General features: G+C 57.5%; 21 protein-coding genes and 2 pseudogenes. 8 read left to right on the top strand and 15 right to left on the bottom strand.

Annotated features, from left to right (window positions below; genetic code table 11):
- Window position 1: 1 nt before the first annotated feature.
- From hpaX to OQV00_RS09895, 13 genes and pseudogenes are all read right to left on the bottom strand, one after another.
- Complete coding sequence (hpaX, locus tag OQV00_RS09835) at window positions 2–1372, bottom strand: 4-hydroxyphenylacetate permease (protein ID WP_032717131.1); 1371 nt, start codon at window positions 1370–1372, stop codon at window positions 2–4.
- 503 nt (window positions 1373–1875) lie between these two features.
- Window positions 1876–2574, bottom strand: coding sequence for an RluA family pseudouridine synthase (locus OQV00_RS09840; RefSeq protein WP_099844000.1), 699 nt, complete (start codon window positions 2572–2574; stop codon window positions 1876–1878).
- 128 nt (window positions 2575–2702) lie between these two features.
- Complete coding sequence (gene gap / locus OQV00_RS09845) at window positions 2703–3713, bottom strand: type I glyceraldehyde-3-phosphate dehydrogenase (RefSeq protein ID WP_064358981.1); 1011 nt, start codon at window positions 3711–3713, stop codon at window positions 2703–2705.
- A gap of 78 nt (window positions 3714–3791) precedes the next feature.
- Window positions 3792–4772, bottom strand: a complete 981-nt coding sequence (locus OQV00_RS09850) for a GlxA family transcriptional regulator (RefSeq protein ID WP_004863669.1) — start codon at window positions 4770–4772, stop codon at window positions 3792–3794.
- A 194-nt stretch (window positions 4773–4966) separates the two neighbouring features.
- On the bottom strand, window positions 4967–6244 hold the full coding sequence (locus OQV00_RS09855; RefSeq protein WP_004863666.1) for a hypothetical protein: 1278 nt from the start codon (window positions 6242–6244) through the stop codon (window positions 4967–4969).
- 117 nt (window positions 6245–6361) lie between these two features.
- Window positions 6362–7768: an FAD-binding oxidoreductase gene (locus OQV00_RS09860; protein WP_266280243.1), complete on the bottom strand. Its 1407-nt coding sequence runs from the start codon at window positions 7766–7768 to the stop codon at window positions 6362–6364.
- Between the two features lie 26 nt (window positions 7769–7794).
- On the bottom strand, window positions 7795–8610 hold the full coding sequence (locus tag OQV00_RS09865; protein WP_004863661.1) for an ABC transporter permease: 816 nt from the start codon (window positions 8608–8610) through the stop codon (window positions 7795–7797).
- A 1-nt stretch (window position 8611) separates the two neighbouring features.
- Entirely contained in the window at window positions 8612–9442 is an 831-nt protein-coding gene (locus tag OQV00_RS09870; RefSeq protein WP_004863658.1) for an ABC transporter ATP-binding protein, read from the bottom strand.
- The gene (locus OQV00_RS09875) at window positions 9439–10422 is read right to left on the bottom strand and encodes an ABC transporter substrate-binding protein (protein WP_004863655.1); all 984 of its coding nucleotides are present in this window, start codon (window positions 10420–10422) and stop codon (window positions 9439–9441) included. The genes OQV00_RS09870 and OQV00_RS09875 overlap by 4 nt, the downstream gene beginning before the upstream one ends.
- An 11-nt stretch (window positions 10423–10433) precedes the next feature.
- Window positions 10434–11303, bottom strand: coding sequence for a creatininase family protein (locus OQV00_RS09880; RefSeq protein WP_004863652.1), 870 nt, complete (start codon window positions 11301–11303; stop codon window positions 10434–10436).
- Window positions 11304–11325: 22 nt separating this feature from the next.
- Window positions 11326–11781, bottom strand: coding sequence for a RidA family protein (locus tag OQV00_RS09885; RefSeq protein ID WP_004863650.1), 456 nt, complete (start codon window positions 11779–11781; stop codon window positions 11326–11328).
- A pseudogene (locus OQV00_RS09890) lies at window positions 11771–13053 on the bottom strand (amidohydrolase family protein). Before OQV00_RS09890 ends, OQV00_RS09885 begins: the two are co-directional and overlap by 11 nt.
- A gap of 11 nt (window positions 13054–13064) precedes the next feature.
- Window positions 13065–14033: a PDR/VanB family oxidoreductase gene (locus OQV00_RS09895; RefSeq protein ID WP_032717140.1), complete on the bottom strand. Its 969-nt coding sequence runs from the start codon at window positions 14031–14033 to the stop codon at window positions 13065–13067.
- A 208-nt stretch (window positions 14034–14241) separates the two neighbouring features.
- On the opposite strand from OQV00_RS09895, the gene OQV00_RS09900 reads away from it, so the two are divergent.
- The 8 genes and pseudogenes from OQV00_RS09900 to OQV00_RS27230 form a co-directional block, all read left to right on the top strand.
- On the top strand, window positions 14242–15141 hold the full coding sequence (locus tag OQV00_RS09900) for a LysR family transcriptional regulator (RefSeq protein ID WP_004863639.1): 900 nt from the start codon (window positions 14242–14244) through the stop codon (window positions 15139–15141).
- A gap of 300 nt (window positions 15142–15441) precedes the next feature.
- Complete coding sequence (locus tag OQV00_RS09905; RefSeq protein WP_015584064.1) at window positions 15442–16431, top strand: ABC transporter substrate-binding protein; 990 nt, start codon at window positions 15442–15444, stop codon at window positions 16429–16431.
- An 11-nt stretch (window positions 16432–16442) separates the two neighbouring features.
- Window positions 16443–17861 (top strand): amidohydrolase family protein, encoded by a 1419-nt coding sequence (locus tag OQV00_RS09910; protein ID WP_064358978.1) that lies wholly within the window; start codon window positions 16443–16445, stop codon window positions 17859–17861.
- 21 nt (window positions 17862–17882) lie between these two features.
- Window positions 17883–18872 (top strand): isopenicillin N synthase family dioxygenase, encoded by a 990-nt coding sequence (locus OQV00_RS09915; protein WP_004863630.1) that lies wholly within the window; start codon window positions 17883–17885, stop codon window positions 18870–18872.
- A 371-nt stretch (window positions 18873–19243) separates the two neighbouring features.
- Complete coding sequence (locus tag OQV00_RS09920) at window positions 19244–20485, top strand: sensor histidine kinase (protein WP_004863628.1); 1242 nt, start codon at window positions 19244–19246, stop codon at window positions 20483–20485.
- 2 nt (window positions 20486–20487) lie between these two features.
- Window positions 20488–21540 carry a response regulator gene (locus OQV00_RS09925; protein WP_004863625.1) on the top strand — a complete coding sequence of 351 codons (1053 nt, stop codon included), beginning with the start codon at window positions 20488–20490 and terminating at the stop codon, window positions 21538–21540.
- 100 nt (window positions 21541–21640) lie between these two features.
- Window positions 21641–22864, top strand: a complete 1224-nt coding sequence (metK, locus tag OQV00_RS09930; RefSeq protein WP_099144284.1) for a methionine adenosyltransferase — start codon at window positions 21641–21643, stop codon at window positions 22862–22864.
- A 12-nt stretch (window positions 22865–22876) separates the two neighbouring features.
- Window positions 22877–23143, top strand: a pseudogene (locus OQV00_RS27230) (BMC domain-containing protein); the annotation flags it as partial.
- Between the two features lie 793 nt (window positions 23144–23936).
- On the opposite strand, the gene OQV00_RS09940 reads toward OQV00_RS27230, so the two are convergent.
- Both OQV00_RS09940 and OQV00_RS09945 read right to left on the bottom strand, forming a co-directional pair.
- Window positions 23937–24764, bottom strand: coding sequence for an MIP/aquaporin family protein (locus OQV00_RS09940; RefSeq protein WP_266280247.1), 828 nt, complete (start codon window positions 24762–24764; stop codon window positions 23937–23939).
- Window positions 24765–24860: 96 nt separating this feature from the next.
- Window positions 24861–25778, bottom strand: a complete 918-nt coding sequence (locus tag OQV00_RS09945; RefSeq protein ID WP_004863616.1) for a glycyl-radical enzyme activating protein — start codon at window positions 25776–25778, stop codon at window positions 24861–24863.
- Window positions 25779–25800: the final 22 nt, after the last annotated feature.

Raw genomic sequence — 25800 nt, forward strand, 5'->3', positions numbered from 1 at the left:
CTTACAAAGCGCGTTGTTTCACCGCCGTTTTCATCGGAATCAAGGCAATCACCGCCGCGCCCAGCACGAGGAACCCGGCGACCATAAAGATACCGGCGTTGAAATTCCCCGTGACGTCTTTCAGCCAACCCATCAACAGCGGCCCCAGCGCCGCGCCGGTCATGCCGGTCGCATTGATGACCGCAATCCCCAGCGCCCGCGCACGCAGAGAAATGGACTGGTCAGGGGTAGTCCAGAAAATGACCATCGCGGCAAAGGCGCCGGCAGAAGCCATTACGATCCCGGTGAACTGCAGCAGCGGGTTGCTGCTGGAGGCGGTGAGCATCCAGCCCGCCGCCGCGAACAGATAGGGCAGCAGCGTATGCAGCTTACGCTCCTTCAGGCGGTCGGAACGCTTACTCCACCAGATCATCCCGACGATGGTACAGATTTGCGGAATCGCACTCAGGATCCCGATGGTGATATTACTGCTCTGCTCGTTGAAGCTGCGCAAAATCAGCGGCGTCCAGACGCTGAGGGCGCTCAGGGTATTGGTCAGGCAGAAATAGGCCAGCGTGTAGAGCATGATAACCGGGGTAAACAGCTCCCGCAGCATGCTGCGCTGAGACAGCGGCAGGCTGGCTTCGCTGAGTCGCGATTGCTGTACCGCCGCGCGGTCGGCATCCAGCATCTCTTTTAAACAGGCTTTATCATCGGCAGTCAGCCATTTGGCTTTATCCGGGCTGTCATCAAGCCAGAACCACACGACCAGTCCGAGCAGCACCGACGGAAACCCTTCCAGCAAAAAGAGCCACTGCCAGCCTTTCAGATTCAGCACGCCGTCGAGATTCAGAATATACCCGGAAGCCAGCGAGCCAAGCGCCATGGTGACGGGCATCGCAATCATAAACAGGGCATTGGCGCGGGCGCGGTATTGCGCCGGGAACCAGAAGGTTAAGTACAGCAACAGCCCCGGCAGGAAGCCGGCTTCGGCAATCCCCACCAGCATTCTCAGCGCGTAAAGACTGTTCGGGCCGGTGGCGAACATGGTGGCGGTGGAGGCTATTCCCCAGACCACCATCAAAATAGCGATCCAGCGGCGGGCGCCGACGATACTGAGCATGATGTTGCTGGGGATGCCGCAGATCACGTACATCACGTAAAACAGGGTGGTGGCCAGGCCGAACATGGTGCTGGTGAGCCCCAGATCTTTGCCCATGGTCAGGCCGGCAAAGCCAATGTTGATGCGGTCGAGGTAGGAGAATACGAACAGAATAAAAAGAAAAACGATTAAGCGACGAAATAATTTATTGATGACGGATTGCTGACGGGCATCCAAAGGTCTCGCCTCCGAGGAGGGCGGGACCAGTACCTCGGAGCGGGTCTGTTCCATTGAAGGACTATTGTTCATCAAAAGCTCCACATTGTGATTATTAGTATTGGTCAACAGGTCGGCTAAACGTATAGGAAACAGACAGGGATAACGTCAATTTAATGTTCAATAAATGATACGGAATTGTTACTTAATCGACATATTGGAATCATAATGAGAGCCAGATCGCCTGGGAATAATACGCCAGGGCTGGCATGTTCAGTCGGCGGATCTCGGTAGATTCGCACTCACGGTGAGGCAAAAAAAGCGCGGTTGCTGACCAGGTGCAGAGAGGCAGGGCGTGAAAGGGACGAGGAAACAGAGAGGTTATGTGCAGTTGCGAAGAGAGCTGATACGGCTAATTACTTGAATATTCATGTAATTAGCCTGTGGCTCCACGCCCGTAACCGATGGGGGTTCAGCTTAAAAGCTATCGTCATGAATATGATTCATTTTTATTAGCTTGCTACATAATAATGAAGCCGGTTTTGAAGCGCCGCGGCGACCGTCCGGCATCGGGAGATTCAGAACGGACTGTCATTGCGCGCGGTGACGGGGTCGCCGCTGACAGGGTGAACAAAATGCAGTTCGCTGGCATGCAACATGAGCCGCGGCGCGTGTGCGCTGCCCGGCCACGTCAGACCACCGTAGAGATCGCAGCCCAGGATCGGGTGCCCCAGCAGTTGACAATGGATACGCAGCTGGTGGGTGCGTCCGGTTTCCGGGAATAGCTGTACCCGGCTCAGCGGCAGCAGGCTACCCTCTGCGCCTTCACGGGTAAGGCGTTCTGTCACCCGGTAGCGGGAACGGGCGGGCTTGCCGGTGATGGCGCAAATGGCCATGCGCGGAAAGCGGGCCGGATCTTTGGCAATGGCGGCATCGATTGCGCCTTCATCCTCACGCAGATGCCCGCACAGCAGGGCGCTGTATACCTTAGTCACCGAACGTTGGCTGAACTGATGGCTTAGCGCCGCATTAATGGTTTTATTCTTTGCCACCACCATCAGCCCGGACGTACCAAAATCGAGACGGTGAACGAGGGTACAGCCGGGAAATTGCTGCTCCAGCCGATGGTGCACCGAGTCGAGATTCTGCGGATTTTTCCCCGACAGGCTGAGCAGCCCGCTGGGCTTATTGATCAGCAGCAGGTGCTCGTCCTGATACAGGATGTCGATGGCTTCGTGGCAGGGGGGCGCAATAAACGTATCGACGATGGTGGACATGAGCAGGTGCCTGAAAAGGGTGGGGGCGGATAATAGCGAATTTTCCGCCCGCTGGCGATTGCTGCGGCACGACTCGGGGTTGCCGGCTGAAGCGGCCCGGACTCGCCGGGTCGCCGCAGCCAACGTTGTTACTGCTCGCGTCGGGCCATAAACTGCGCCAAATCGACCAGACGATTTGAGAAGCCCCATTCGTTGTCATACCACGCGAGGATCTTGACCATATTCCCGCCAATCACCAGCGTCGACAGGCCATCAATAATGGAAGAACGCGGGTCGCCCTGATAGTCGCTGGAGACCAGCGGCTCGTCGCTGTAGCCGAGAATACCCTGCAAGGGGCCAGCGGCAGCGGCCTGGCGGAATGCCTCATTCACCTCTTCTGCCGTCACGTCGCGCTCCAGCGTGACGGTAAGATCGACAATCGACACCACCGGCACCGGAACGCGCAGCGAGTAGCCGGTCAGACGACCATCGAGTGCCGGAATCACTTTACCCAACGCTTTGGCCGCGCCGCTGGAGTAGGGAACGATGGATAACGCTGCCGCCCGGGCGCCGCGCAGATCTTTTTCCGGCTGGTCATGTAGCGCCTGGCTGTTGGTGTAGGCGTGGGTGGTATTCATCAGGCCATGCTTGATCCCGAAATGCTGATGCAGAACCTGAGCGGCCGGGGCAAGGCCGTTGGTGGTGCAGCTGCCGTTGCTGACGACCGAATGCTGCTGCGGATCGTAAAGCGCGTGGTTAACCCCCATCACGATGGTTAAATCGTCATTCTTGCCGGGCGCCGAGATAATCACCCGTTTCGCCCCGCCGCTGTGAATGTGAACCGCCGCTTTTTCACGTTCGGTAAAGAACCCGGTGGCTTCGATGACGATGTCCACCCCCGCATCTCGCCACGGAATACGCGCCGGGTCACGTTCGCTATAGACGATGACGGGTTGGCCATCGACGCTAAGCTCTCCGTCGGCCGCCTCCACGGCCACCGGCAGGGTGCCCAGCAGCGAGTCATATTTCAACAGGTGGGCCAGCGTTTTGCTGTCAGTCAGATCGTTGATTGCCACAATCTGAATATCCGGATTGCCCAGCGCCGCGCGCAGGACGTTACGCCCGATTCTGCCGAAACCATTAATACCGACCTTAACCATGATCAACTCCTTATTTGTTGTCTCTGGTGGTACTTTAGGTTTCCGGCATTTCGGCGTAAATGACGAATAACGATCACTTTACGCCATTTTTCGGCAGTGAAAGCGCTGACGATATTCTCCCGGCGTCAGATGCAGCTGCTTTTCAAAGACCCGCCGCAGGTTGATAGCGCTACCAAATCCCGTTTGCTCAGCAACGCGTTCCAGCGTGTCGTAACTCTGCTCGAGCCGCTCTCTGGCGGCGGCAAGGCGCGCTTCGGCGACGTAGCGCGCCGGAGAGACCCCGGTTTCGCGGGTAAACACGCGGGTGAAATTGCGCGGGCTCATGGCGACCTTTTCCGCCAGGTTCTCCACGCACAGGTTGCCGGTGAGGTTGTCGAGCATCCACTTAAGCAGATCGCCAATCGGCCCAGGGCTGTTGATTTGCCGCAGGTTATAGCGGCTAAACTGCAGCTGGCCGCCGGGGCGACGCAGGTACATCACCATATCCTGGGCGATATCGCGGGCGAGGCTAAAGCCGTAATCTTCTTCCACCAGGGCCAGCGTCAGGTCGAAACCGGAGCTGACGCCGCCGGAGGTCCAGATCGGACCGTCCTGAATATACAGCGGCCCGCCTTCCACCCGCACCGCCGGGAAGGCCGACTGCATGGCGTCCAGCAGCTTCCAGTGGGTGGTGGCCCGCCGGCCGTTCAGCAGACCGCTTTGCGCCAGCAACATCGCGCCGCCGCATACGGAGGCGATGCGCCGGGCGTGGGGCGCGGCAAGACGCAGCCAGTCGACAACGGCGGTACCTTCCTGCTCGTTTTGCCCTCTGCCGGTGATGATGATGGTATCGAGCGGCTCGCGCGGATCCACTTCGTGAAGGCGGTGGTCGGCAAGCAGATTCAGCCCGGACTGACCGTGGATCACCTGGTGGGGCTGGGTGGTGGCGACGGCGACACGATAACGCGGCGCCAGAGCGCCGTCGGCATGCAGCCGGTTTGCCTGCATCAGAATGTCGGCAATACCGGCGGACTCAAACAACATGCCGCCATCGGGGACGATAATCAGTATTTTCTTCATGTCCTAAAAAGTAAACCTTTAACAAAATAAGTCAACAGGCAAGGTGGGGGTTACTTCGTAAGGACGAGGGCAGGCTGCCGGCACATTCAGGCGCGGCTCTGGAAGAAGAAAAAGGGCATCAAAGCGACCATTGTCCATTGATGCCCGGGCGTTAACCCCGCTGGCGCACAGGGAGGGGGCCTGCCGTCAGGCAGTTAAAAGTCATACTGGAGGGCCAGACGATTTTGCCAGAAATTTTTATCCGAGGTGGAGTTGGTCTGTACGCCGGCAAAGTCCGTCAGACTCAGCCCGTTCAGCAGCCCTCCGAAACGATAGGTGCCGTAGATCAGGTATTCAGACTGGTGGCTGCTGGAAGCGCCTGCCGTCGGGGTTAAATCCATAAACGAGTAGCGGCTGCCGAGAGAAACCTGCTCCGTGGCGGCCCAGTTCAGATCGGTGGAGTAGGCGTTGCCGCTGCCCAGGTCCTGGGTACTGGTAAAGAAGGGCTGAGCGAAGTAGGGTCCGGAAGAGGTATTGTGTGCGTACGGCGTCACCAGGGCGCCGTTGCCATAAGCATTACCGTTGGCGGCGATGTGGTTATAATTCAGCGTCCACGCCAGAGACGGGAGCAGCTTCATACTGAACTGCGCGCCATAGCTGGTGCTGTTCACTTCGCCGGCCAGCGCTTTACCTTCGCTCAGGCCGCGAATGAACTGGAGGCCAATTTTGGGCGCCGTGGCATATTCGTTCCACGAGAGAAAACTGTCGGCATAGACGATCCGCGTATAGTCGTCATAGTTTTCGTACCACATCTGGGCGTTAACTTTGCGATCGCCAAACGGTATGGATCGCCCGCCGCCGACGCCCCACATCCCGTTGGTACTTTGCTCAATGTCGGTATAGGCGGTGGTATCCAGAAACTGGTCGTCGCCCCAGGGTTTATAGCGAGTGATTTTCGTGGCATGCAGGAAATTGTCGCTATCGCCATAGCTGGCATCAATCGCCCGGAAAAGTATTGGCGTAATGCGCCAGTCATAGTCGCCGATGAAAGGAATATTAATCCGCTGGTCGCCGGCGGTGATCCTGAACTGGTCATAATGCCAGCTGAGCCAGGCTTCGCCGACGCCGGTTTGATTGGGGCCGAGTTCGTTAACCAGATGGTCATCGTTATGGGAAATCCCGCGCTGGAGAATGCCGCTGACGCCGAGGCTGACGCCATAATATTCCGCCGTGGCATATTTTACGCTGCCGCCGTAGCTGACCGTGTCCTGCGATAGCCCTGAAACAAAATAGGCGTTATGGGTTGAATAATATAATGTGCGCAGGCTGCCGCTGACGCTACCGCAGGTAAAGAATTCGGTGAGTGAACCGGCGATACCGGATTCACAGTCGTGGGTTAATGGAATAGCGGCATGGCTGGCATGGATAAATACCCCCTGGGAAATGAGCAAGGCGCCCAGCGTCGCTCCACGGTATATGGTTTTGCGTTTCATTGACATCACCCTGTTAAATATCACTGCAATTTCGGAAAGAAAAATACCGGCCACGAATATGGCGGATAATCACCTTGTGCTTTTATTTTGTAGGGCGCCAGGTAGATGGCCTGAATTTTATTTATCGGTTAATGACAACGGGTTGCTGTCTAAGACTAACTGGTCGCGCAGTGCCCAGCCGCGCAGCTTGCCCGGGTTTAGCAAACCATCGGGGTCGATATATTGTTTAACGGCCACGACATCCGGGCGAATAATTCCCTGCTTGCCATCTTCAACCTGAAAAACATGCGGGTTATTAATCTTGATATCGTTATCGCGAAATATCTGCATAATCTCATTGAGTCGCTCTTCTGTTGAATAACGCACCAGTTGCAGGCCGCTGGCGGTAATATTGCCATCATTATCGCGGAGGAATTCAATATGCGATATAACTTCCCCGGCGAAGCGCTGTTCCATCTGCAAAATTTGCTTCGGGAAGTGCTGATAATTAAACGCCGTTTGTAAGTAAGTCAGCGTATTGTCGACTTTGAGCGCATGTAGCGTGGTGTGGTTCCAGCAATATTCCATTAATGAGGTATGGCTCTCCCGGGCCTCATCGCTACTCTGGCGGATGGCATTTTCTCCCCGATGCTTCAGCATCAGACCGGTACAGAGTCCTTCGCTCTCCTCGGCGATAACGCTGATGACCGCGTGTTGCCCGGCCCGATAATGGCCGTTAAGGTGGCTAAAATAGTCGGGGATTGGCGCGGCAAGCAGCGCCAGCTGGCGCTTGACGAAACCGGGAGAACGGAGGCACTCGTTGGCATAATTCAGAGCGTCGGCGAAGTCGTCAAACACATCCAGGCGTTCGATCCAGCGATGGACGGGGGCCAGCGCCAGTTCGACTTCAAGAATAATGCCGTTGCTGCCGTAGGCGTGGTGTAGCAGCAGCGCCTGCGGAGCCGGAATAGTCAACACCCGGGGGGACGCTTCAACGGTCATCACTTTGACGCTGAGCACGTTGCCGGGGGCAGCCAGGGGGCCGTAGTTAATGGAGCCGATGCCGCCAAAGCCACCGCAGTAGAGGCCGCCTAAGCTGGCCAGACGGAAGGTTGACGGCATGCAGCGCAGCTCCCATCCGGTCGGGTGAGTGGCGGCTTCAATCTCCGCCAGGCGAATGCCAGCCTGGGCGCGCACCGTGCCGTTCTTGAGTTCGCAGATCCGGTTCAGGGCGGTCATATCGACCAGCACTCCGCCCTCAAGGGGCACCAGCTGGCCATAATTACCGGTGGCGCTACCGCGCAGGGTCAGCGGCAGCTGCTGCGCTACGCAGGCGGCAACCAGCTGCCGCAGCTCTTCCAGGTCGCGCGGACGGACCACCGCGTCCGCCTGCTTTCCTTCCAGCTGCTGGTTGAGCACCGGGCTGAACCAGTGGAAATCGCGGGAAAGACGTTTGATCTTCGCTGGCTGTAAGGTCCACTCCAGTTCCGGTAATGCCTGCTGGATCAGCGCGACCGCCTGTTGACGTTGCTCACGAGTCATCATGTTTCTACCTGTTAATCATCAATACGTTAATGAGATTGCACCGCTTCGCTTTCATGCCATGCGCTGAGCGCCCGGCGCGATACCCACGACATCACGCCAAACAGCGCGATACCGGCGAGGGAAATTAACAGCAGAGCGGCAAACATCAGCGGGATGTCCAGCTGGTAACCCGCCTGCAGGATCTGATAGGCAAGGCCGGTATTGGTGCCTCCGGTCCCGGCGACAAACTCCGCCACCACGGCGCCGATCAGCGACAGGCCGCTGGAAATACGCAGGGCGCCGAAGAAATAGGGCAGCGCGGAGGGAATGCGCAGTCGCACCAGGGTTTGCAAGCGGCTGGCATGGTTGAGCCTGAAATAGCTCAGCAGGCCGGGCGACACGCTGCGCAATCCCTGGGTGGTATTGGAGATAATCGGAAACACCGCCATCAGGGTGGAGCACACTACCAGCGAGAGGGTGGCGTCCTTCACCCAGATAATGATCAGCGGCGCGATAGCGACAATCGGCGTTACCTGCAAGAAGACGATGTACGGAAACAGCGCGGTTTCCACAAAACGGTTCTGCACCAGGATAAACGCAATGGCGGTGCCGATGACGATCGACAGGAGAAACGAGATCAGGGTGATCTTCAGCGTGAACAGCAGCGACAGCAGCAGCGGCGTCAGATGCGTCCACAGGCTTTCCACCATCACGAGCGGGGAAGGCACCAGAAATTGCGGGATGCGGAAATAGCTGACCGCCCCCTGCCACAGCATAATCACCAGGACCGCGACGAGGGTCGGGTAGAGAATTTTGAGAAAGCGGGGATGATTAATCCACGGTGTTGATTTAGCGGCTTTCATATTATGGCTCCATACCGGATTGGCTTGCCTGTAAGAGGCTGTCCTGCAACTGCCGGGCATAGTGGGAAAATGTCGGGCTGACGCGGAACTCCTCGCTGCGTGGGAACGGCTCCCGGATGGCGATATCTTCGACCACCCGGCCGGGGCGGGCCGCCATCATAATCACCCGCTGAGAGAGGAATACCGCTTCATGGATCGAATGGGTGACGAACACCACCGTCAGGTTTTGCTCTTGCCAGAGACGCAGCAGATCGCTATCGAGCTTATTGCGCGTAATTTCATCCAGCGCGCCGAAGGGTTCATCCATCAGCAGCAGTTTTGGCCGCGTCACCAGACCACGGGCGATGGAGACGCGCATCTGCATGCCGCCGGAGAGTTCGCGCGGCAGGACGTTGGCGAACTTGCCCAGCCCCACCAGCTCAAGGGCTTCGCTCACCCGGGTGTTGGCTTCTGCTCGTGGGACGCCGGCAAGATCCAGGGGCAGCCGGACATTGCTATGGACGCTGCTCCAGGGCATCAACGTGGCTTCCTGGAAGACGAAAGAGAGGGGAAGCTGGGCTTTTTCCCGGCTGTCGCGACGCCACAGCATCAGCTTACCGTCGCTGGGTTCCACCAGACCGGCGACCATCTTCAACAAGGTGCTCTTCCCGCAGCCGGAGGGACCGAGCAGGGTCACAAACTCGCCCTGATTGATGGTCAGATTGACGGGCAGCAGCGCCCGGGTGCCGTTGCTGTAAATTTTTTCCGCCGAGAGTACTTCGATGGCCGGCGTCGCGGGCGCCTGGGCGAAGCGACTGTCGCTCATGACGGTGAGTTTAGGGGCGGTATTCATGGCATGACTCCGGCATCTTTGACCATATCCAGGGTATAGGTCTGCTCAAAAGGTACTTTGCTGGCGTCGATCAGCTTGTTTTTCACCAGCATGTCCCAGGTTTTTTTCAGCCGCGGTTGGGTGATGATACCGATGCCGTCGGTCATCGCATCGCCGCCGGTGACCAACTGATATTTCTTCATCTGGGCTATGCCAAAGGCGATCTGCTCGGCGCCCATTTGCGGGTTCGCTTTGCTAATCAGTTGATTACCGGCAATGGGATCCTGAAGATAGCTTTTCCAGCCTTCCATCGAGGCTTTGACGAATGCCGCTACGGCCGCCGGGCGCTTCTTGATGGTGTCGGCCATACAGATAATCGAGTTGCCGTAGGGAGGGTAGCCCCAGTCGCTGAGCGGATAGACGTAGAACGGCTGCCCCCCTTTGGCGACGGAGAACGGCTCGGAGGTTACGTAGCCCTGCTGCACCAGATTTTTATCCGCCAGGAACGGCTGAACGTTGAAGGTATAGGGGCGCACTTTGGTGTTGCCCAGCCCCAGTTCGCTCTTCGCCCACGGCCAGAAAGAGGTATAGGCTTCGGTAGCGAGCAAGAAGGTTTTATCTTTTAATTCTGCCGGGTTATTCACCTTATCATGGGTGATAAATACCGTCGGCGAATGCTGGAAAACGGTGGCGACGGTGACGGCGTGCACGCCGGCCTGCCAGGTCTCCAGCGCCTGGCCGTTATCGCCGAGGGTGCAGTCCGCCTGACCCGCCGCCATCAGTTGCATGACGTTGATCTGCGGGCCGCCCATTTTAATCTCGACATCGAGGCCGGCGTTTTTATACAGCCCCTTGGCCTGGGCCTGATAGAAACCACCGTGTTCCGCCTGGGCATACCAGTTGGTCAGGAAAGTAAATTTTTCCGCCGCGAGGCAGGATGCAGAGGCGGCGATGGCCGTAAGGGCCAGCATCGTGTAAGCCGGAGTACGCATATTTTTCATCAGAGTTCCTTTTACTCAGCAACGGAAGAGGAGGGGGCGGACTGCACAAAGCCGTTCCAGTGGTGTTTTCCCCAGCTCGCTTCGTGACGTACGACCCACTCCATGCGGTGGATTTCGCTAATCGCCTGCGCCCAGCTGACGGCCAGGGATTCGAGTAACCCCTGGCCCTGCTCCAGAGTCGCCGGGGTCGGGTCGCCGATAACGCCGCTGGGGCCAAAATCGAAGGAAGCCCAGGCCGCCGCGGGGCGGCCTTTTGACAGGGTCGGGCAGGGGAACGGCGGCGGAAAGTTGGCGACGGCGCGCTCCATATGAACGCACTCCGGCGCAAGGGCCAGCATTAGCGCCGTCTCGCTATGGCCCGCGTGCATCGCCATTTTTTGTTCCTGAGGGCTGAGAAACTGCTTTTCGCTATTGGGGACGTTGAACACGTCGTGCGCGATGATGATCATATCGCCATGACGCAGGCGCATTTCCCGGGAGGCCATCTGCAGCACCTGCGGCTGTCCGCCGTGACCGTTGATCATCAGTAGCTTGCGAAAGCCGGCGCGATACAGGGATTCGGCTATCTCAAGGAGGGTATGCAGCAGCGTGTCGCCGCTCAGGGTCAGGGTACCGGGAAAATGCAGATGCTCGTCGGACTTTCCGTAGGTAATCGGCGGGATGGCGTAGGCCGGGATATCCGCCGGCAGCCGGGCGAGGGCATGTCCCGCCACGCCGGAAGAGATCACGCTGTCCACGGAACAGGGCAGATGCGGACCGTGTTGCTCGATGGCTCCGGTGGGGAGCACGATAACCGTATTGCTTTTGTCCGGCAGGGCGGCAATCGCCGTCCAGCTCAGAAAAGGGAGAAAGCGCTCTGCAGGAATATAACCGTTGATCATCGCTGTGCCTCTGGGTCGAGAATTATTGGGGTAACCAGACCGTCGCTTCGACTTCAATCAGCACCGTGGCGTCGGGCAGCATTTCGCTGACCTGTACCACGGTCGACACCGGCGGCTGGTCGGGGTAAAACAGCTTTCTTACCCGGCTGTAATAGGGAAAATGGTCGAGGTTGCGAAAGTACTGCACCAGCTTGATGACGTCGCTCATCTGCCCGCCCGCGGACTCCACGGTCCGGCGGATGCTTTCCAGCACGTACCAGCTCTGGGCCAGAATCGGGCCCTGTTTGGCATCCGTCGAAAACTCGCCCGTTTGCCCCAGCAGCTCCCGCACCTCCTCCGGCACATCCTGAAAGCCGTTGACGATGGTGCCGTTCAGCGGATTGACCGGAATAATGCCGGAGAGAAAAATAAACTCGCCGGCTCTGCGCCAGGCGGCATACCGCGCCAGCGGAGCGCCCGCGCCTGCTTCAAGACTCATACGTCATCTCCTGTCGCCACACCCGCTGGTGGGTTAACCTGCCGCGGTTAATCACCAGACGAGCTGCACTGTTTAAAGGCCAGGTAAACCTGTCGCTACCCGGGAAAATCACCACGCTGGCCGCGTTGCCGACGGCGAAAGGCGCAGCGTCTGCCGGCGCACCGGTTAACGCCGCCCGATCGCAAATCAACTGCGACTGATGGTCGAAAACGTCGCTGAGCTGGGCGCTGAACAGGCCGCAGGCCAGGGTATCCAGCGGGTCATAGCTCCCCGCCGGGCAGAAAGCGTCCTGCACATTGTCGCAGCCGAGGAGGGTGGCAACGCCGGCGCAGCGGGCCTCCTGAAGCAACGTGATCCCCGCTGGCGCGGCGTGCGGCCAGTAACCGCATCCTGTAGCAGCAGGTTGGTCATCGGCAGGGCGATAAGGGTGACGGAGTGGGCCGCCAGCTGGCGCAGGATCTTCTCCGCCTGCTCTTCGCTGCCGCAGGCCAGGGCGCAGCCGTGGCTGCAGCAGAGGCGTCCCGGAAAAGCGTGGCGGGAGAGGTACTCCGCCAGCCAGGCCAACCCCCGCGGATTGTCGCTGAGCTCCTCATCGATATGCAGATCCAGATCCAACCGCCAGCGCGTCGCGCTGCGCAGCAGGTTTTCCATCGCCGCGGGATCCCAGTTAGAGGAGTGGACAAACCCGCCGAGCAAGCAGCCCTCGCCGCCTTCGGCCACCGTCTGCGCGATGGCCTCCGCGGCGGCCGGATCGGCAAACAGTCCCAGCGGCACCAGAGCCACCCGCTCGACGCTGATGCCGGGATGGTCCAGGCGGGCGATCTCCTGCCAGGCGTCAGGCGCGGCGGCGGTGAACCAGTCAATATGGGTGCGCAGATGAGTGACGCCATTGGCCGCCGCCCGGGCCAGTGCGGCGGACGCACGGCGCTGGAGATCCTGTGCGGTCCAGTGCCGGCGATCCTCGTGCATGGCGCGAATAGCGGCCAGCAGACCGGGTTCCGACGGACGGCAGCGTTCAATGGTATAGGTCTTATCCAGATGGGCATGGGGTTCAACAAGGCCGGGCAGCGTCAGCGCTCCACCGAGATCCCATAAGCCGTGATTCGCCTGGCCGGATGGCGCTATCGTCGCGATCTGCCCGTCGGCAAAGGTCAGGTCCGCGGTCAGCGGCGTGCCGTTATGCTCCGTTGGCCAACCCGCAGGTAGCGCCCATGCCGGGAGACGGGCGTTGCTGACGCCGGCAAGCGGCGTGTGGGGGGAGGGAATGTGCATCGTCGCTCTCCTCACAGGTCGAGAACCAGAACCGGCGTTTTCGCCCGCGAGCAGCACAGGGTAATCTGACGGTTCCCGGCTTTTTCTTCCGCCGTCAGGACGCTATCCCGGTGCTCAGGAATGCCGTCGATAACGTCGGTAATACAGGAGCCGCAGATCCCCTGCTCGCAGGAGAGCATGACCTCGACGTTGGCGTGCAATAATACCTCGGCGATGGTTTGTTCCGGCGCAACCTGCAGGCGCTGGCCGGTTGACGCCAGCTCAATATAAAAACCTTTATTCTCCGCATCATGATTCAGCCCGCCGGAGGTAAAACGTTCAAATGAGAATTGCGAGGCCTGCCAGCCATATATTGGCATCATATCCTGTAGCCGCTGAATAAAGCCGTCCGGGCCGCAGGCAATGACCGCCGTATCGACGTCAGGCGCGGTTAAACAGGCGGGGATCTCCCGGCGCAAAGAGTCCCCCTCGTCGCTGCAATGGATAACGATCTTTCCCGTCGCAGAGAGCCGCTCCAGCCGCGCGGCAAAGGCCACGTGACGGGCGGTGGAGACATAATAATGTATTTCAAAATCAATATGTTGCCGTGCTATCTCTTCAGCCATCGCCAGCAGAGGAGTGATACCGATGCCGCCGGCCAGCAGCAGGTAACGTCCGGCTGCCGGCAGTGGAAAATGGTTGCGTGGACGGGAGATGGTGAGTCGGTCGCCGGGCTTAAGCGCATGATGCAAATAGCGGGAGCCGCCGGAGGAGATATCTCCGAGCTTGACGCAGACTTCATAACTCTGGCGGTGGTCAGGCATCCCGCAGAGGGAATATTGCCGCGGGCCGACGCCCGGAATCATAATATCGATATGGGCTCCCGCAGAATAGCCGGGTAATATTTTCCCGCCTTCGGGAATAAATTTTAATGACAGATTACTCTGCCCGTTCAGGCTTATTTCCTTGACCGATACAGGAATCAGATCGCCGTCTTTCATTAACGTTTACCATCCCATATTAAGCTGTCTGCAGGGCGGCCTGAGTCAGCGAAGGGAGAAAATGCCCTGCGCCGTAGGCTGTCCGCCAGGTGAGTTAATTGGTGAAACGATTGTTTCTCCGCTATGAATGCTACGGTATTGTGATAAAACTGTTGCGTCCAGAGCTTTGATTCGCACAACCCGTTGCAAAAAAGAGAGCACCCAGACCATGTTTGCATTCTCCCGTTTTCTGCTGTATTTCACCGAAGTGGCCCGTCAGGGGTCGTTTCGTAAAGCGTCAGAGGCGCTGCATGTCTCGGCGTCTTCCATCGATCGTCAGATTTTGCGCGTCGAAAATGAGCTGGCGATGCCGCTATTCGAGCGCCATCCGACGGGACTGCGCCTGACGGCCGCCGGGGAGCTGCTCCTGCACGCGGCAAATAACTGGAAAAAGGACTTTACCCGGGTGTGCGAGCAGCTGGATGACCTGCGCGGGCTGCGGCGCGGGCATGTGCGCATCGCCACTATCGATGCCATTAACCGGCATTTCTTTTCGGCGATGCTGAAGGAGGTGCATAACCATTACCCCAACATTTCGTTTACATTAACCACCATGAACAATATCAACATCCAGCAGGCGCTGATCTCGGGCGAGGCGGATTTTGGTATCATGCTCAACCCCCAAAGTTCCCGCGAACTGCAGGTCCGGGCCTTTGCCGAAATGAATATCGGGATCGTGGTGCCCAAAGGCCACCCGTTGGAAAGCCGCAGCACCGTACGATTTAATCAGTGCATCGAGTACCCGTTTATCATTCCTTCCGCGCCGCTGATGATCAGCGAGCCGGTGGAAGCGCTGGTGAATATCAGCGGCAATGAGGTTAGGGAAGTGGCTGTTTCTAATAACATTCATATGATAAGAACCCTGATAAAAGAGCAGATGGGAATCGGCATTTTGTGTCGTCTTGATATTCTGGATGAGATTCAGTCCGGCCAGCTGGCGTTTATTCCGTTGACCGATCCGCAGCTTAAACCCTTCACGCTGGCGCTGTGCGTATCCCCCGCCCGGCAGCTGTCGCTGGCTGCCTCCATGATGCTCAAGCAGCTGGAAATTCTCTTCAGTCAGATTTGATACCCGGCACTAAAACAATCCACTAATGCACCATTATGGTGCGCTTTGTGTGTTGATGAATCAAAGGTTGCATAAGCGGGTCGCTGGAACAGCGCATTCCTGCGGGGGCGTCGTGAGATGACGGATGCCGATCGTACCTGGCATCGTTTTTGTATAACGGAATATGAGTAGAAGCGGTCAGTACGATTTATCCGTACGGGACATTGCTCAGTAACCATTTCGCGGTTCAACGTTGACCGGGGTGGGAGGCTGAGCCGTTGTCCGCTCGTCCTCTTTCCCGGCGTTATGAGGAGAGGGGCAATGAAAATACGTTCACGCACTCCCTGGGGCTACCGTGTGCTGGGTCTGGTGGCCCTGAGCGGTATGTCTCTGGCCGTTGAGGCCGAGGAGAAAATTGTTTTGCTGACCTCCTGGTACGCCCAGGCGGAGCAGGGCGGCTATTATCAGGCGCAGGCGACGGGGATCTACAAAAAATATGGCCTGGAGGTCGACATTCGCTCCGGAGGCCCCCAGGTTAACGGCATGCAGCTGCTGCTATCAAAACGGGCGGACGTTATTATCGGCTACGATCTGCAGCTGCTGGAAGGCATTCAGCGGGGATTCCAGGCCAAAGCCATTGCTGCTCCCTTTCAGTATGATCCCCAGGGACTGCTGACCCATACCGATGTCGCTTCACTGGAGGGACTGAAAGGGAAAACCATTCTGGTCTCCAGCTCCGGTCAGGCAACGTGGTGGCCGTGGCTGAAGGGGCAGTATCAACTGAATGATGCCCAGGCCCGACCCTATACCTTCAATATTCAACCCTTTGTCGCGGATGACAACGTCGCCCAGCAAGCCTACGTCAGTTCCGAGGTTTTCCAGGTGCAAAAGGCGGGGGTGAAATCAAACTTCTTCCTGTTTTCCGAACACGGCTATCCCCCCTACGGCGGCATTCTGATTGCCCGTCCGGAAACCATCGCCGACCGTAACGCGGCGCTGGCAAAGTTTGTCCGCGCGTCGATGGAAGGCTGGGTGAGCTACCTGAACAACCCGGCCCCGGGAAATGCGTTGATTAAAAAAGATAACCCCAAAATGACCGACGATCTGCTGGCCTGGGCCGTCACGCAAATCCGCCAGCATCATCTGATTGATGGCGGCGACGCCGCCAGCGAGGGCTGGGGGACGATGACGGAAACGCGCTGGCGGAAGACCCGTGATTTTATGGTCAGCGCCAACCTGCTGGATACCGCTACCGACTGGAAGCAGGCCTATACCACCGAGTTTGTGCAGACTATGCAGATTAAACCCTGAGGAGTGACGCTATGTCATTAGTGATTAAAAACGCGCATGCCATTCTCAGCGGTCTCCCGGGGGATGCCGCGCGGCTGGCCGGGCCGGATATCCGTATCCACGATGGCGTTATCGCCGCCATCGGTTCGCTGGCGGCGCTGCCGGAGGAGCGACAGATCGATGCCCGGGACTGCGTGGTCTATCCGGCATGGGTGAATACGCATCACCATCTGTTCCAGTCGCTGTTAAAGGGCGAGCCTCAGGGGCTGAATCAGAGCCTGACGGCATGGCTGAGCGCCACGCCGTACCGGTTTCGCGCCGCGTTCGATGAGCACACTTTCCGTCTGGCGGTACGCGTCGGGCTGGTGGAGCTGCTGCGATCGGGATGCGCCACCGTCGCGGATCACAACTATTTATACTGGCCCGATATGCCCTTCGATACCTCGGAGATTGTATTTAGCGAAGGCGAGGCGCTGGGCATGCGCATTGTTCTGTGTCGCGGAGGCGCAACCCAGGGGCGGGCCGTTGAGCAGGATCTGCCGGTCGCGCTGCGTCCTGAAACCTTCGATGGCTATATGGCGGATATTGAACGGCTAGTCAAACGCTATCACCGCCCTGACGCCGGTTCCCTGCGGAGGGTAGTGATGGCGCCCACCACCGTGCTGCATTCTGCACCGGGCGCTCAGCTGCGGGAGATGGCCAAACTGGCTCGTCACCTGGGCATTCGGCTGCACAGCCATTTGTCGGAAACCGTGGATTATCTGGATGCCGCGCGGGAGAAGTTCGCGATGACGCCGGTCCAGTTCTGCGCCGAACACGACTGGCTGGGAAATGACGTGTGGTTTGCTCATCTGGTGAAGCTGCTGCCGGAAGAGATCGCGCTACTTGGGCAAACCGGCACCGGCATCGCCCATTGTCCGCAAAGCAACGGGCGGTTGGGAAGCGGGATCGCGGATTTGCTGGCGCTGGAAAAGGCCGGGGTGCCGGTATCGCTGGGCGTGGACGGCGCCGCCTCCAATGAAGCGGCGGATATGCAAAGCGAAGCCCATGCTGCATGGCTGTTGCAACGAGCGCGTAAGGGCATGCTGGCGCAGCCGCGCTACGCTGGCGGCACCTTTGAGGGCGGTGCTGACGCCGCCACGGTGGAGGATGTGGTGCGCTGGGGAAGCGCGGGCGGCGCACACATCCTCGGCTTGCCGCAGTGCGGCACCATCAGCGTCGGGATGCAGGCGGATTTAGCGATTTATCGCCTCGACGATCCGCGCTACTTCGGGCTGCACGATATCGCGATTGGCCCGGTGGCCTGCGGCGGTCGGGCCTCCCTGAAATCGCTGCTGCTCAATGGCCGGCCGATCGTTGAGGAGGATGTGATCCCCGGCGTGGATCTTGACGCCATGCGTCGCGACGCGCTGGCGGCGGTACGAACCCTACAACAGCGGGCGGCTGTTTAAACCCAATACAGGACAATCATAATGACGCAATCTGTTCAAAATCAGGGCTATGCATTACAGGAACTGGAGAAAGAGGCGCTGATGGGCGCGCCGGGGGAAGAGACGTTTACCCGCGAAGTGCGCTGTATCGATCTCTCAAATTTTGAGGAGAGGAAAAGTGAGATTGCCGATCGGCTATGGGAGGCGGCAGTGGAGATTGGCTTCTTTCAGGTCAGTCATCACGGTATTCCTCTGGCGGAAATTCGCCAGGCATTCAGCATGACCGAGGCGTTTTTCGCCCTGCCCGATGAGGTGAAAGGGCAGTATCCGCTGGCCCGCAATGCCGGTTGGGAAAGCAAGGCGCAGGTCCGGCCATCGACGAAGACCCCGGATCAAAAAGAGTCGTACCAGATTACCCGTCCGCTGATGGCGGGGCTGTGGCCCAGCGACCAGCAGCTCCCGGCGTTCAGAAAGACGATGCTGGAGTTTGAATCCCGGTGCTGGCAGCTGGGGATGAAGCTGCTGTCATGCTTTGCCCTTAAGCTGGGATTTGCGGAGTCGTTTTTCACCACCGCTCACGATCCGGATCGTGAGACCTACCAGAGCACATTGCGTATGCTGCACTACTACGCCAGCGAGCGGGCGCAGCAGGGGATGTGGCGCGCCGGCGCCCATACGGATTTTGACTGCCTGACGCTGTTGTTCCAGCGTCCGGGGCAGGGCGGGCTGCAGGTGTGTCCGGGTAAGGACCGCGAGAGCCAGCAGTGGACCAGCATTGAGCCTCGCGAGGAGGTGATCACCTGTAATATCGGCGATATGCTGATGCGCTGGAGCGACGACCAGCTCCCCTCGAACTTCCACCGCGTGAGAAGCCCGCTTGCCCATGAGTATCAGGGACCGCGCTATAGCCTGGCGTTTTTCTGTCAGGCCAATAAAGATGTCGAGATCCTCGGGCCGCAGGCGAAATACCCGCCGATTACCGCAGAGGCCTATCTGCAGCAGCGTATCCAGGCCAATTTTGCCAAAGGATAGACTTTCCCGACGGCTGGCGTTGCGCGGCTTTTTCTGAAACGGGCATCCCGTAAAATCCCACGCCGCGGCATGGGATTTTACGGTCATCAATAGCGGATATTCGCAAAAGAACAATTTCATAGCGCTGTTCAATTTAATCGTCTGAACAGTAGCCAGTTAGTGAGTGCCTCTCTTTTATTTGGCCATCGTTGTGCCCGGATTATATTATCGCATGCCGATGAATGTTAATTAATATAATAAAAACAGAAGCAACGTAATCACCGCATTAACAATTCTCATACAACTCATTTTTTGTTTGTGAGCGGTTTCATCATTTTAAAATGCTAAATAGGGTATGGTTTAACGGCATTTGACTTGAGGTGGTGGATATCATGAAAAATAAATACAAATTACACGAATTTCTTGATGTTGACCGTTTGCAAACGCTGCAGGACAATTTTAGTCAATCGATGATGATTGCGCTGGTGGTGGTCGACCAGGACGGTATTCCGGTCACCCAGGCGAGCGGTTTCTCCGATTTTTGCGCCCGATCAAGAATGAATGCCACCCTGGCCCGCCACTGCTATGACAGCGACAGCGCCGGAGGGCGGGCGGCAATGCTCGCCGGCGAACCGGTGGTCTATCGCTGCTACTGCGGTTTTGTCGAATTTGCGGTACCCATTATGATTAATGGTCATTACCTCGGCGCGTTTATTTCAGGGCAGGTCAAGGTCGAGGCGGAGAAAGAGCAAACGATCCCCTATATCCTCGACAATAATCATCTGTGGCAAGAGAATCCCTGGCTTATCAATCTGCATGAAAATACGCCGCGGATGCCCTACGATCGCTTTGAATCGACGGCCTACACGCTGCTGCACGTTGCCTCTTATCTGGTCGAGCAGGCCCATGCCAACAACATCCAGCGTGAGCTGCGGCAAAAAGAGCAGGAGCTAACCAGCGAACTGCGTAAACGCGTGGAGATCGAACGTTCATTACATGAGGCCGAGTTCAAGGCGCTGTCTTACCAGATTAACCCCCACTTTTTGTTTAATGTGCTGAATACGATCGGTCGGCTGGCGTTTCTCGAAGATGCCAGCCGTACGGAAACGATGGTGCATGACTTTTCCGATATGATGCGCTATTTACTGCGCAAAAATAATAATGGTCTGATTACCCTTGGCCGCGAAATGAATTATGTCAATTGCTATATGGCCATTCAAAAAGTCAGAATGAATGAACGTTTTGACTATGTTTGCGATATTCCTGAAAAATATAATGAAACGGTTTGTCCTTTTTTAATTCTTCAGCCGCTGGTGGAGAACTTTTTTAATTATGTTGTCGAGCCGCGTGAAACCAAAAGCCACATCATTCTCCGGGCTACCGATGATGGTAAAGATGTCATTATCGAGATAGCCGATAACGGAGATGGCATTTCACCCGAGGATATTGAACATATTCTCTCTGGCAACCAGAATCGACAGAAAGGCGGGATCGGCATTAATAATATCAACAATCGCCTGCAGCTGTTATTTGGTGAAAGCTATGGTTTGCAGATTGCCAGTCCCCATAAGCCGATGCTCGGCACCACGGTAAAACTCCGGTTCCCGATGGCGCCAGCTGAGTCTGGAGTGTGAGAATGTATAACATTGTTATTGTCGAAGATGAGTATATTGAGTCGGAATCGCTCAAGCGGATCGTCTCTCGCTGCGTGGAGAATTCTGTCATTCATGAGGCGTCGACGGGGAAAAAGGCTATTCAGCTTATCGATGAACTGAATCAAATCGATATGATGCTGGTGGATATCAACATTCCGCTGCCCAATGGCAATCAGGTTATTGAGTATCTCAAGCAGAAAAACACGCAAACCAAAGTGATCGTCACGACGGCAAACGACGACTTTGACATTGTGCGCCATATGCTGAGCCTGAAAGTGGATGACTATCTGCTAAAACCGGTTAAGCAGAGTATTCTCAGCGATACGATCCGCAAAACCTTGCTGGTGGATGAACAGGGGGCTGTCGCGACGCGGGAGCAGCGGCAGACGATAAGCGATCTGATGGGCAACTGTGATTATCCCGGCTGGCACACCTGGTTGTTCGGTATTCTTGATGCGGCCTGCGCGCAACACATGTCTGATAACGATGGGGCGAAAAGGCTGACCGATGTCCTGGAATTGCTCCAGCAGCATCTTGCCGGGCTCGGCGATAAATATATCCCGTGTCGGCAAAAAAATAGCGATCTGATCCATAGCATTCATCAGCACGGTCTGGGCACCGGCCGCTACTGGCCGGTGATGGTAGGGTTATTCAATCTCAGCCACGCGATCTTTGAGCAGCTGTTTAAAAGCGCCAGCGGCAGCATGGATTTTGTCGCCAGAGCCCGTTTCCATATTGAAAAAAACATGCTTAACAACATGACGCTGGATGATATTGCCGCGGAGTCCTTCGTCAGTCCGTGCTATCTGAGTCGGGCGTTTAAAAAGAGTACCGGCAGCGGGTTCTCCAGTTACATTACCAGCCGAAAAATCAATATCGCCAAATCTCTTCTGCACTACAGCGATCTCAAAGTGAATACTATTGCGCTGGAACTCTCCTGGCAGGATGCGAACTATTTTTGTCGGATCTTCAAGAAAGAGACCGGCATTGCGCCATCCGATTATCGCCGTATCGCCTCGCCCGAGGCGGGCTGATTGTCACCCGGTCTTTTTTGCGCTTGCCCCAGCGTAAGCGCAAGAAAGTCCGCTATCCCGGCAAGATTGTTTACTCGTCGCCGCGCCGCGCGCCGCTAAGATGGGACACGATTCTTTATACAGTGGCGCTGCCGTGGATGAATACCTCTTTACTTCTGAATCCGTTGCCGAAGGGCATCCGGATAAGATGGCGGACCAGATTTCTGACGCCATTCTCGATGCCTGTTTACTCAAAGATCCGTGGGCCAAAGTGGCCTGCGAGTGCCTGGTCAAAACCGGGGCGGTGATTGTGGCCGGGGAGATATCGACCGATGCCTGTATCGATCTTGAGCAGATTGTGCGGGCGACGGTGAAATCTGTCGGCTACGACCATTCATCGAAAGGCTTTGATGGCGCAACCTGTGCGGTTATCAGCATGCTGGGCCGGCAATCTGACGATATTGCTAACGGGATCCGCGCTCGCGATCCGGCCTCGCTGGGGGCCGGCGATCAGGGAATAACCTTCGGCTATGCGTGCGATGAAACGCCGCAGCTCATGCCTGCTCCTGTTCTCTACGCCCATCGGCTGATGGCGCGCCAGGCGCAGCTGCGTAAAACGCGCCAGCTGGATGGGCTATTACCGGATGCCAAGAGCCAGGTGACGCTGCGTTATGGCGGCGGACGGATCCATTATGCTGACACCATCGTGGTCTCCACGCAGCATCGTGCCGACCTTCCGCTGGCGACGCTGCGGGAAGCGGTGATGGAAGAGATGATTAAACCGGTTATTCCGGCACGCTGGCTGACCCCCGCTACCCGGCTGCTGATTAATCCAGCGGGGCCGTTTATCAACGGTGGGCCCGCTGCGGATTGCGGCCTGACCGGGCGCAAAATCATTGTCGATACCTATGGCGGCGCAGCGCGCCACGGCGGCGGGGCGTTTTCCGGTAAAGATCCGTCGAAGGTCGATCGTTCGGCGGCCTATGCCGCGCGCTATGTGGCAAAAAATATCGTTGCCGCCGGGCTGGCGACGCGATGCGAAGTCCAGCTGGCCTGGGCCATCGGTCTTTCCCGACCGGTTTCGGTCGCCATCAATACTTTTGGGACTTCCCGTCTGTCGGCGAACCAGCTGACGCAGCTGGTCGACCGTCATTTTGACCTCAGCGTTTATGGCATTATCCGCCAGCTTGATTTGCTGGCGCCGCGCTATCGCCAGACGGCCTGCTACGGCCATTTTGGTCGGGAAGTCTTCCCCTGGGAACGCACTGATAAGGCGCCGCGGTTGCGTGACGATGCCGCCGGTCAGCTGTGCGCGTCGGTGTGTACCCCCTTGCATGAAAAATAACAGGAGAGAGATATGTCCGGGCAGAGCTTAGGCTTAATTGAAACCGTTGGCTTAACGGTGGCGGTAGAGGCCGCTGATGCCGCAATAAAATCGGCGAATGTCGAACTGGTTGGCTATGAGCTGACCAAGGGCAGCGGGCTGGTGACCATCAAATTAACCGGTGAGGTTGGCGCCATGAACGCCGCCGTCTCCGCCGGGGTTGCCGCCGCTAGCCGGGTCGGGCAGGTCTACGCCTGGAAAGTCATTGCGCGTACCGCAACCGGGATTGATAGCCTGATTGCCTCATCACAAACGTGCGGCACGCCTCCTGAACCGACAGCGCCTGCCGCCGAATGCCTCCCTGCCGCCGCGGAAGTTCCTGACGCGACGATAGCGGTGGTCAATATTACGTCTCCCGCACAGTCCGCCTCCTGCCTGGCTTTTGAGGAGAGCCCGGGCGTTGAGTTGCCGGCGTCGCTGGCGGCGGAACCTGACCCGGCGCTGGTTCAGCCGGTGGGCGCAGAGGCTGAACCTCAGAATGAGTCGGCGGTTCAGGCTACTCAGGAGGAGAAAAAAACGGCACGGACCCGGGCGAAGAACACCCGGCGCTAGCCGCTGTCATTTCAGTTAAGCCACCTGCGGGTTAATGCGGGTCACGTCAAGGTGACCCGCATTTTTTTGCTTTATCGCAGGCCAGGACGATACCGGTAAACGGTGGCTGGCGCGAAAATACGAAACCTCTGGCTTAACCGCGACCTTGAGGGCTGCCTCGCCTGCAGACGTGTTGAAAACCTGACAGCGCCGCATAAAAAACCGGCCATCTCTTTGAAATGGCGGATACTTACCCCTCTGCCGGATCGGTCAGCTGATCCTTAAACGATCGGCATTAACCTGCAGGTGGCTTTTTTGTTGCTGCGCGCCAGGAGATGACGCGAGCGAGAGATGAGCAACCGGGCTCTGCCCGGATGCGCGGCTAAGAATCGGATGAGGTGCCTGGGGGAGGAGGTGCAGGTGACACGAGCAGAAAAGGGGCGTTTGTGGAGCACTCCGCCACAATGTGTTGCGCTGGCGGAGTGCGGGCGCGTCGGGTCAATCAGGATAGCGGATGACTCACCGTCTCCGCGGCGGCTTTGGCGGCGGGGAGATGGCGCCCGATACCGTAGCGGTAGATCGCCGCGCCCAGGATTCCACCGATGACCGGCGCAATCAAAGGTACGAGGAAGTAGGGAATCTCTCTGCCACCGGTCATGGCGACGGAGCCCCAGCCGTTCAGAAACGTAAACAGTTTTGGACCAAAATCGCGAGCCGGGTTCATGGCAAATCCGGTTAGCGGGGCGGTCGCCGCGCCGATGACTGCCACCAGCAGGCCGATCAGCAGCGGCGCAAGCGGCCCTTTTGGCACCCCGTTGCCATCGTCGGTCAGCGCCATAATCAAGCCAATCAGCATCGAAGTAATGACAATTTCCACCAGCGCCGCGAGCCAGACGCTGATGCTTGCCGCCGGATAGGTCGAAAAGATGCTGGCCAGATACAGGCTGTCCTGGCTGCCGCGCACCATCTGGTGGGCCTGTTCATAGTCGGCGAACAGATTGTGGTACAGCAGATAGGTCAGAGCGGCACCGCAAAATGCGCCGGCCATTTGCGCCAGGATATAAGGCGCCACTTTCTTCGCCTCAAAGCGGGCGAACATCCATAAGGCGATGGTGACCGCCGGGTTAAGATGAGCGCCGGAGATCCCTGCCGTCAGGTAGACCGCCAGCGCAATACCCAGCCCCCACACAATGCAGGTTTCCCAAAGACCGAAGCTGGCGCCGGCCAGTTTTGCCGCACACAGCACGCTGGTGCCGAAAAACATAAACAATCCGGTACCAAGAAATTCTGCAATACACTGTCCGGTTACTGATTCACGAGAGTCACTCATAGTTTTTTTCCTGTATTAAGCGATGCGCTATGCCATCTCTTAACGATTGGGGTACAAGGGATAAGAGCGCGAAATCTTTTTTTTGTGTTGTCAGGATTAGCCGCCGATATGGCAATGAAATCCCATCGATTCAACGATTTTTTTCAGGCTGGCCATTTTGTCTTCGGAGTGCGAACCGGCATCGCCCATGGGATAAATACGGCCCAGCAGGGTATATTTATTTTCGCCAAAGGTGTGATAAGGCAGTAGATGAATCGTGTCCACTCCAGACATCAGGCGGGCAAATTCAGCAATGCTGCGAATCTCCTCCGGGCTGTCGTTAACGCCGGGAATCACCGGGATGCGCACAATAACGTGAGTGATAAAGGAGATCCGAATCAGGTTTTCCAGAATCGTACGGTTATCAACACCCGTATTAAGTTGATGAATAGTTGGGTTCACGGCCTTAATATCCGTTAATGCCAGATCGACCCACGGAAAGACGTCCTCAATCACCGCTTTGCTGGTCATTCCCGTCGTTTCCATCGCCGTGTGCCAGCCTTTGGCCTTACAGGCTTTCAGGAGCTCGCGAGCAAACACCGGCTGCGCCAGCGGTTCACCGCCTGAGAGGGTAATTCCGCCGCCGGAGCGCCGAAATAAGTTCTCCTCTTTCTGCAGCTCACGGATCACCTCGCTGACGGTCATGCGTTTGCCTTTCATTTCCAGCGCCTGAGTCGGGCAAACCGCGGTGCATTGGCCGCACTGAATACAGCGTTCGCGGTCGATAAAGAACGGATTGCCCGGAGAGAGCGCCCGCTGCGGACAGACCTCCACGCATTTTCCGCAGCGGATACAGTCGCTTTTTTTATAGATTAACTCGGGCTGCGGGCGCTGTGATTCCGGGTTGCTGCACCACTTACAGGCCAGCGGACAGCCTTTAAAAAAGGGGATCGTGCGGATGCCGGGGCCATCATGCAGGGAGTAGCGTTGAATATTGAATAACACGCCTTCGGTATCGTATTCGACTCTGTTCATAACATCACTCGTCAACAAAGCG

Source organism: Klebsiella sp. DY2415 (genome assembly GCF_026314315.1).
Lineage (GTDB): Bacteria > Pseudomonadota > Gammaproteobacteria > Enterobacterales > Enterobacteriaceae > Klebsiella > Klebsiella ornithinolytica.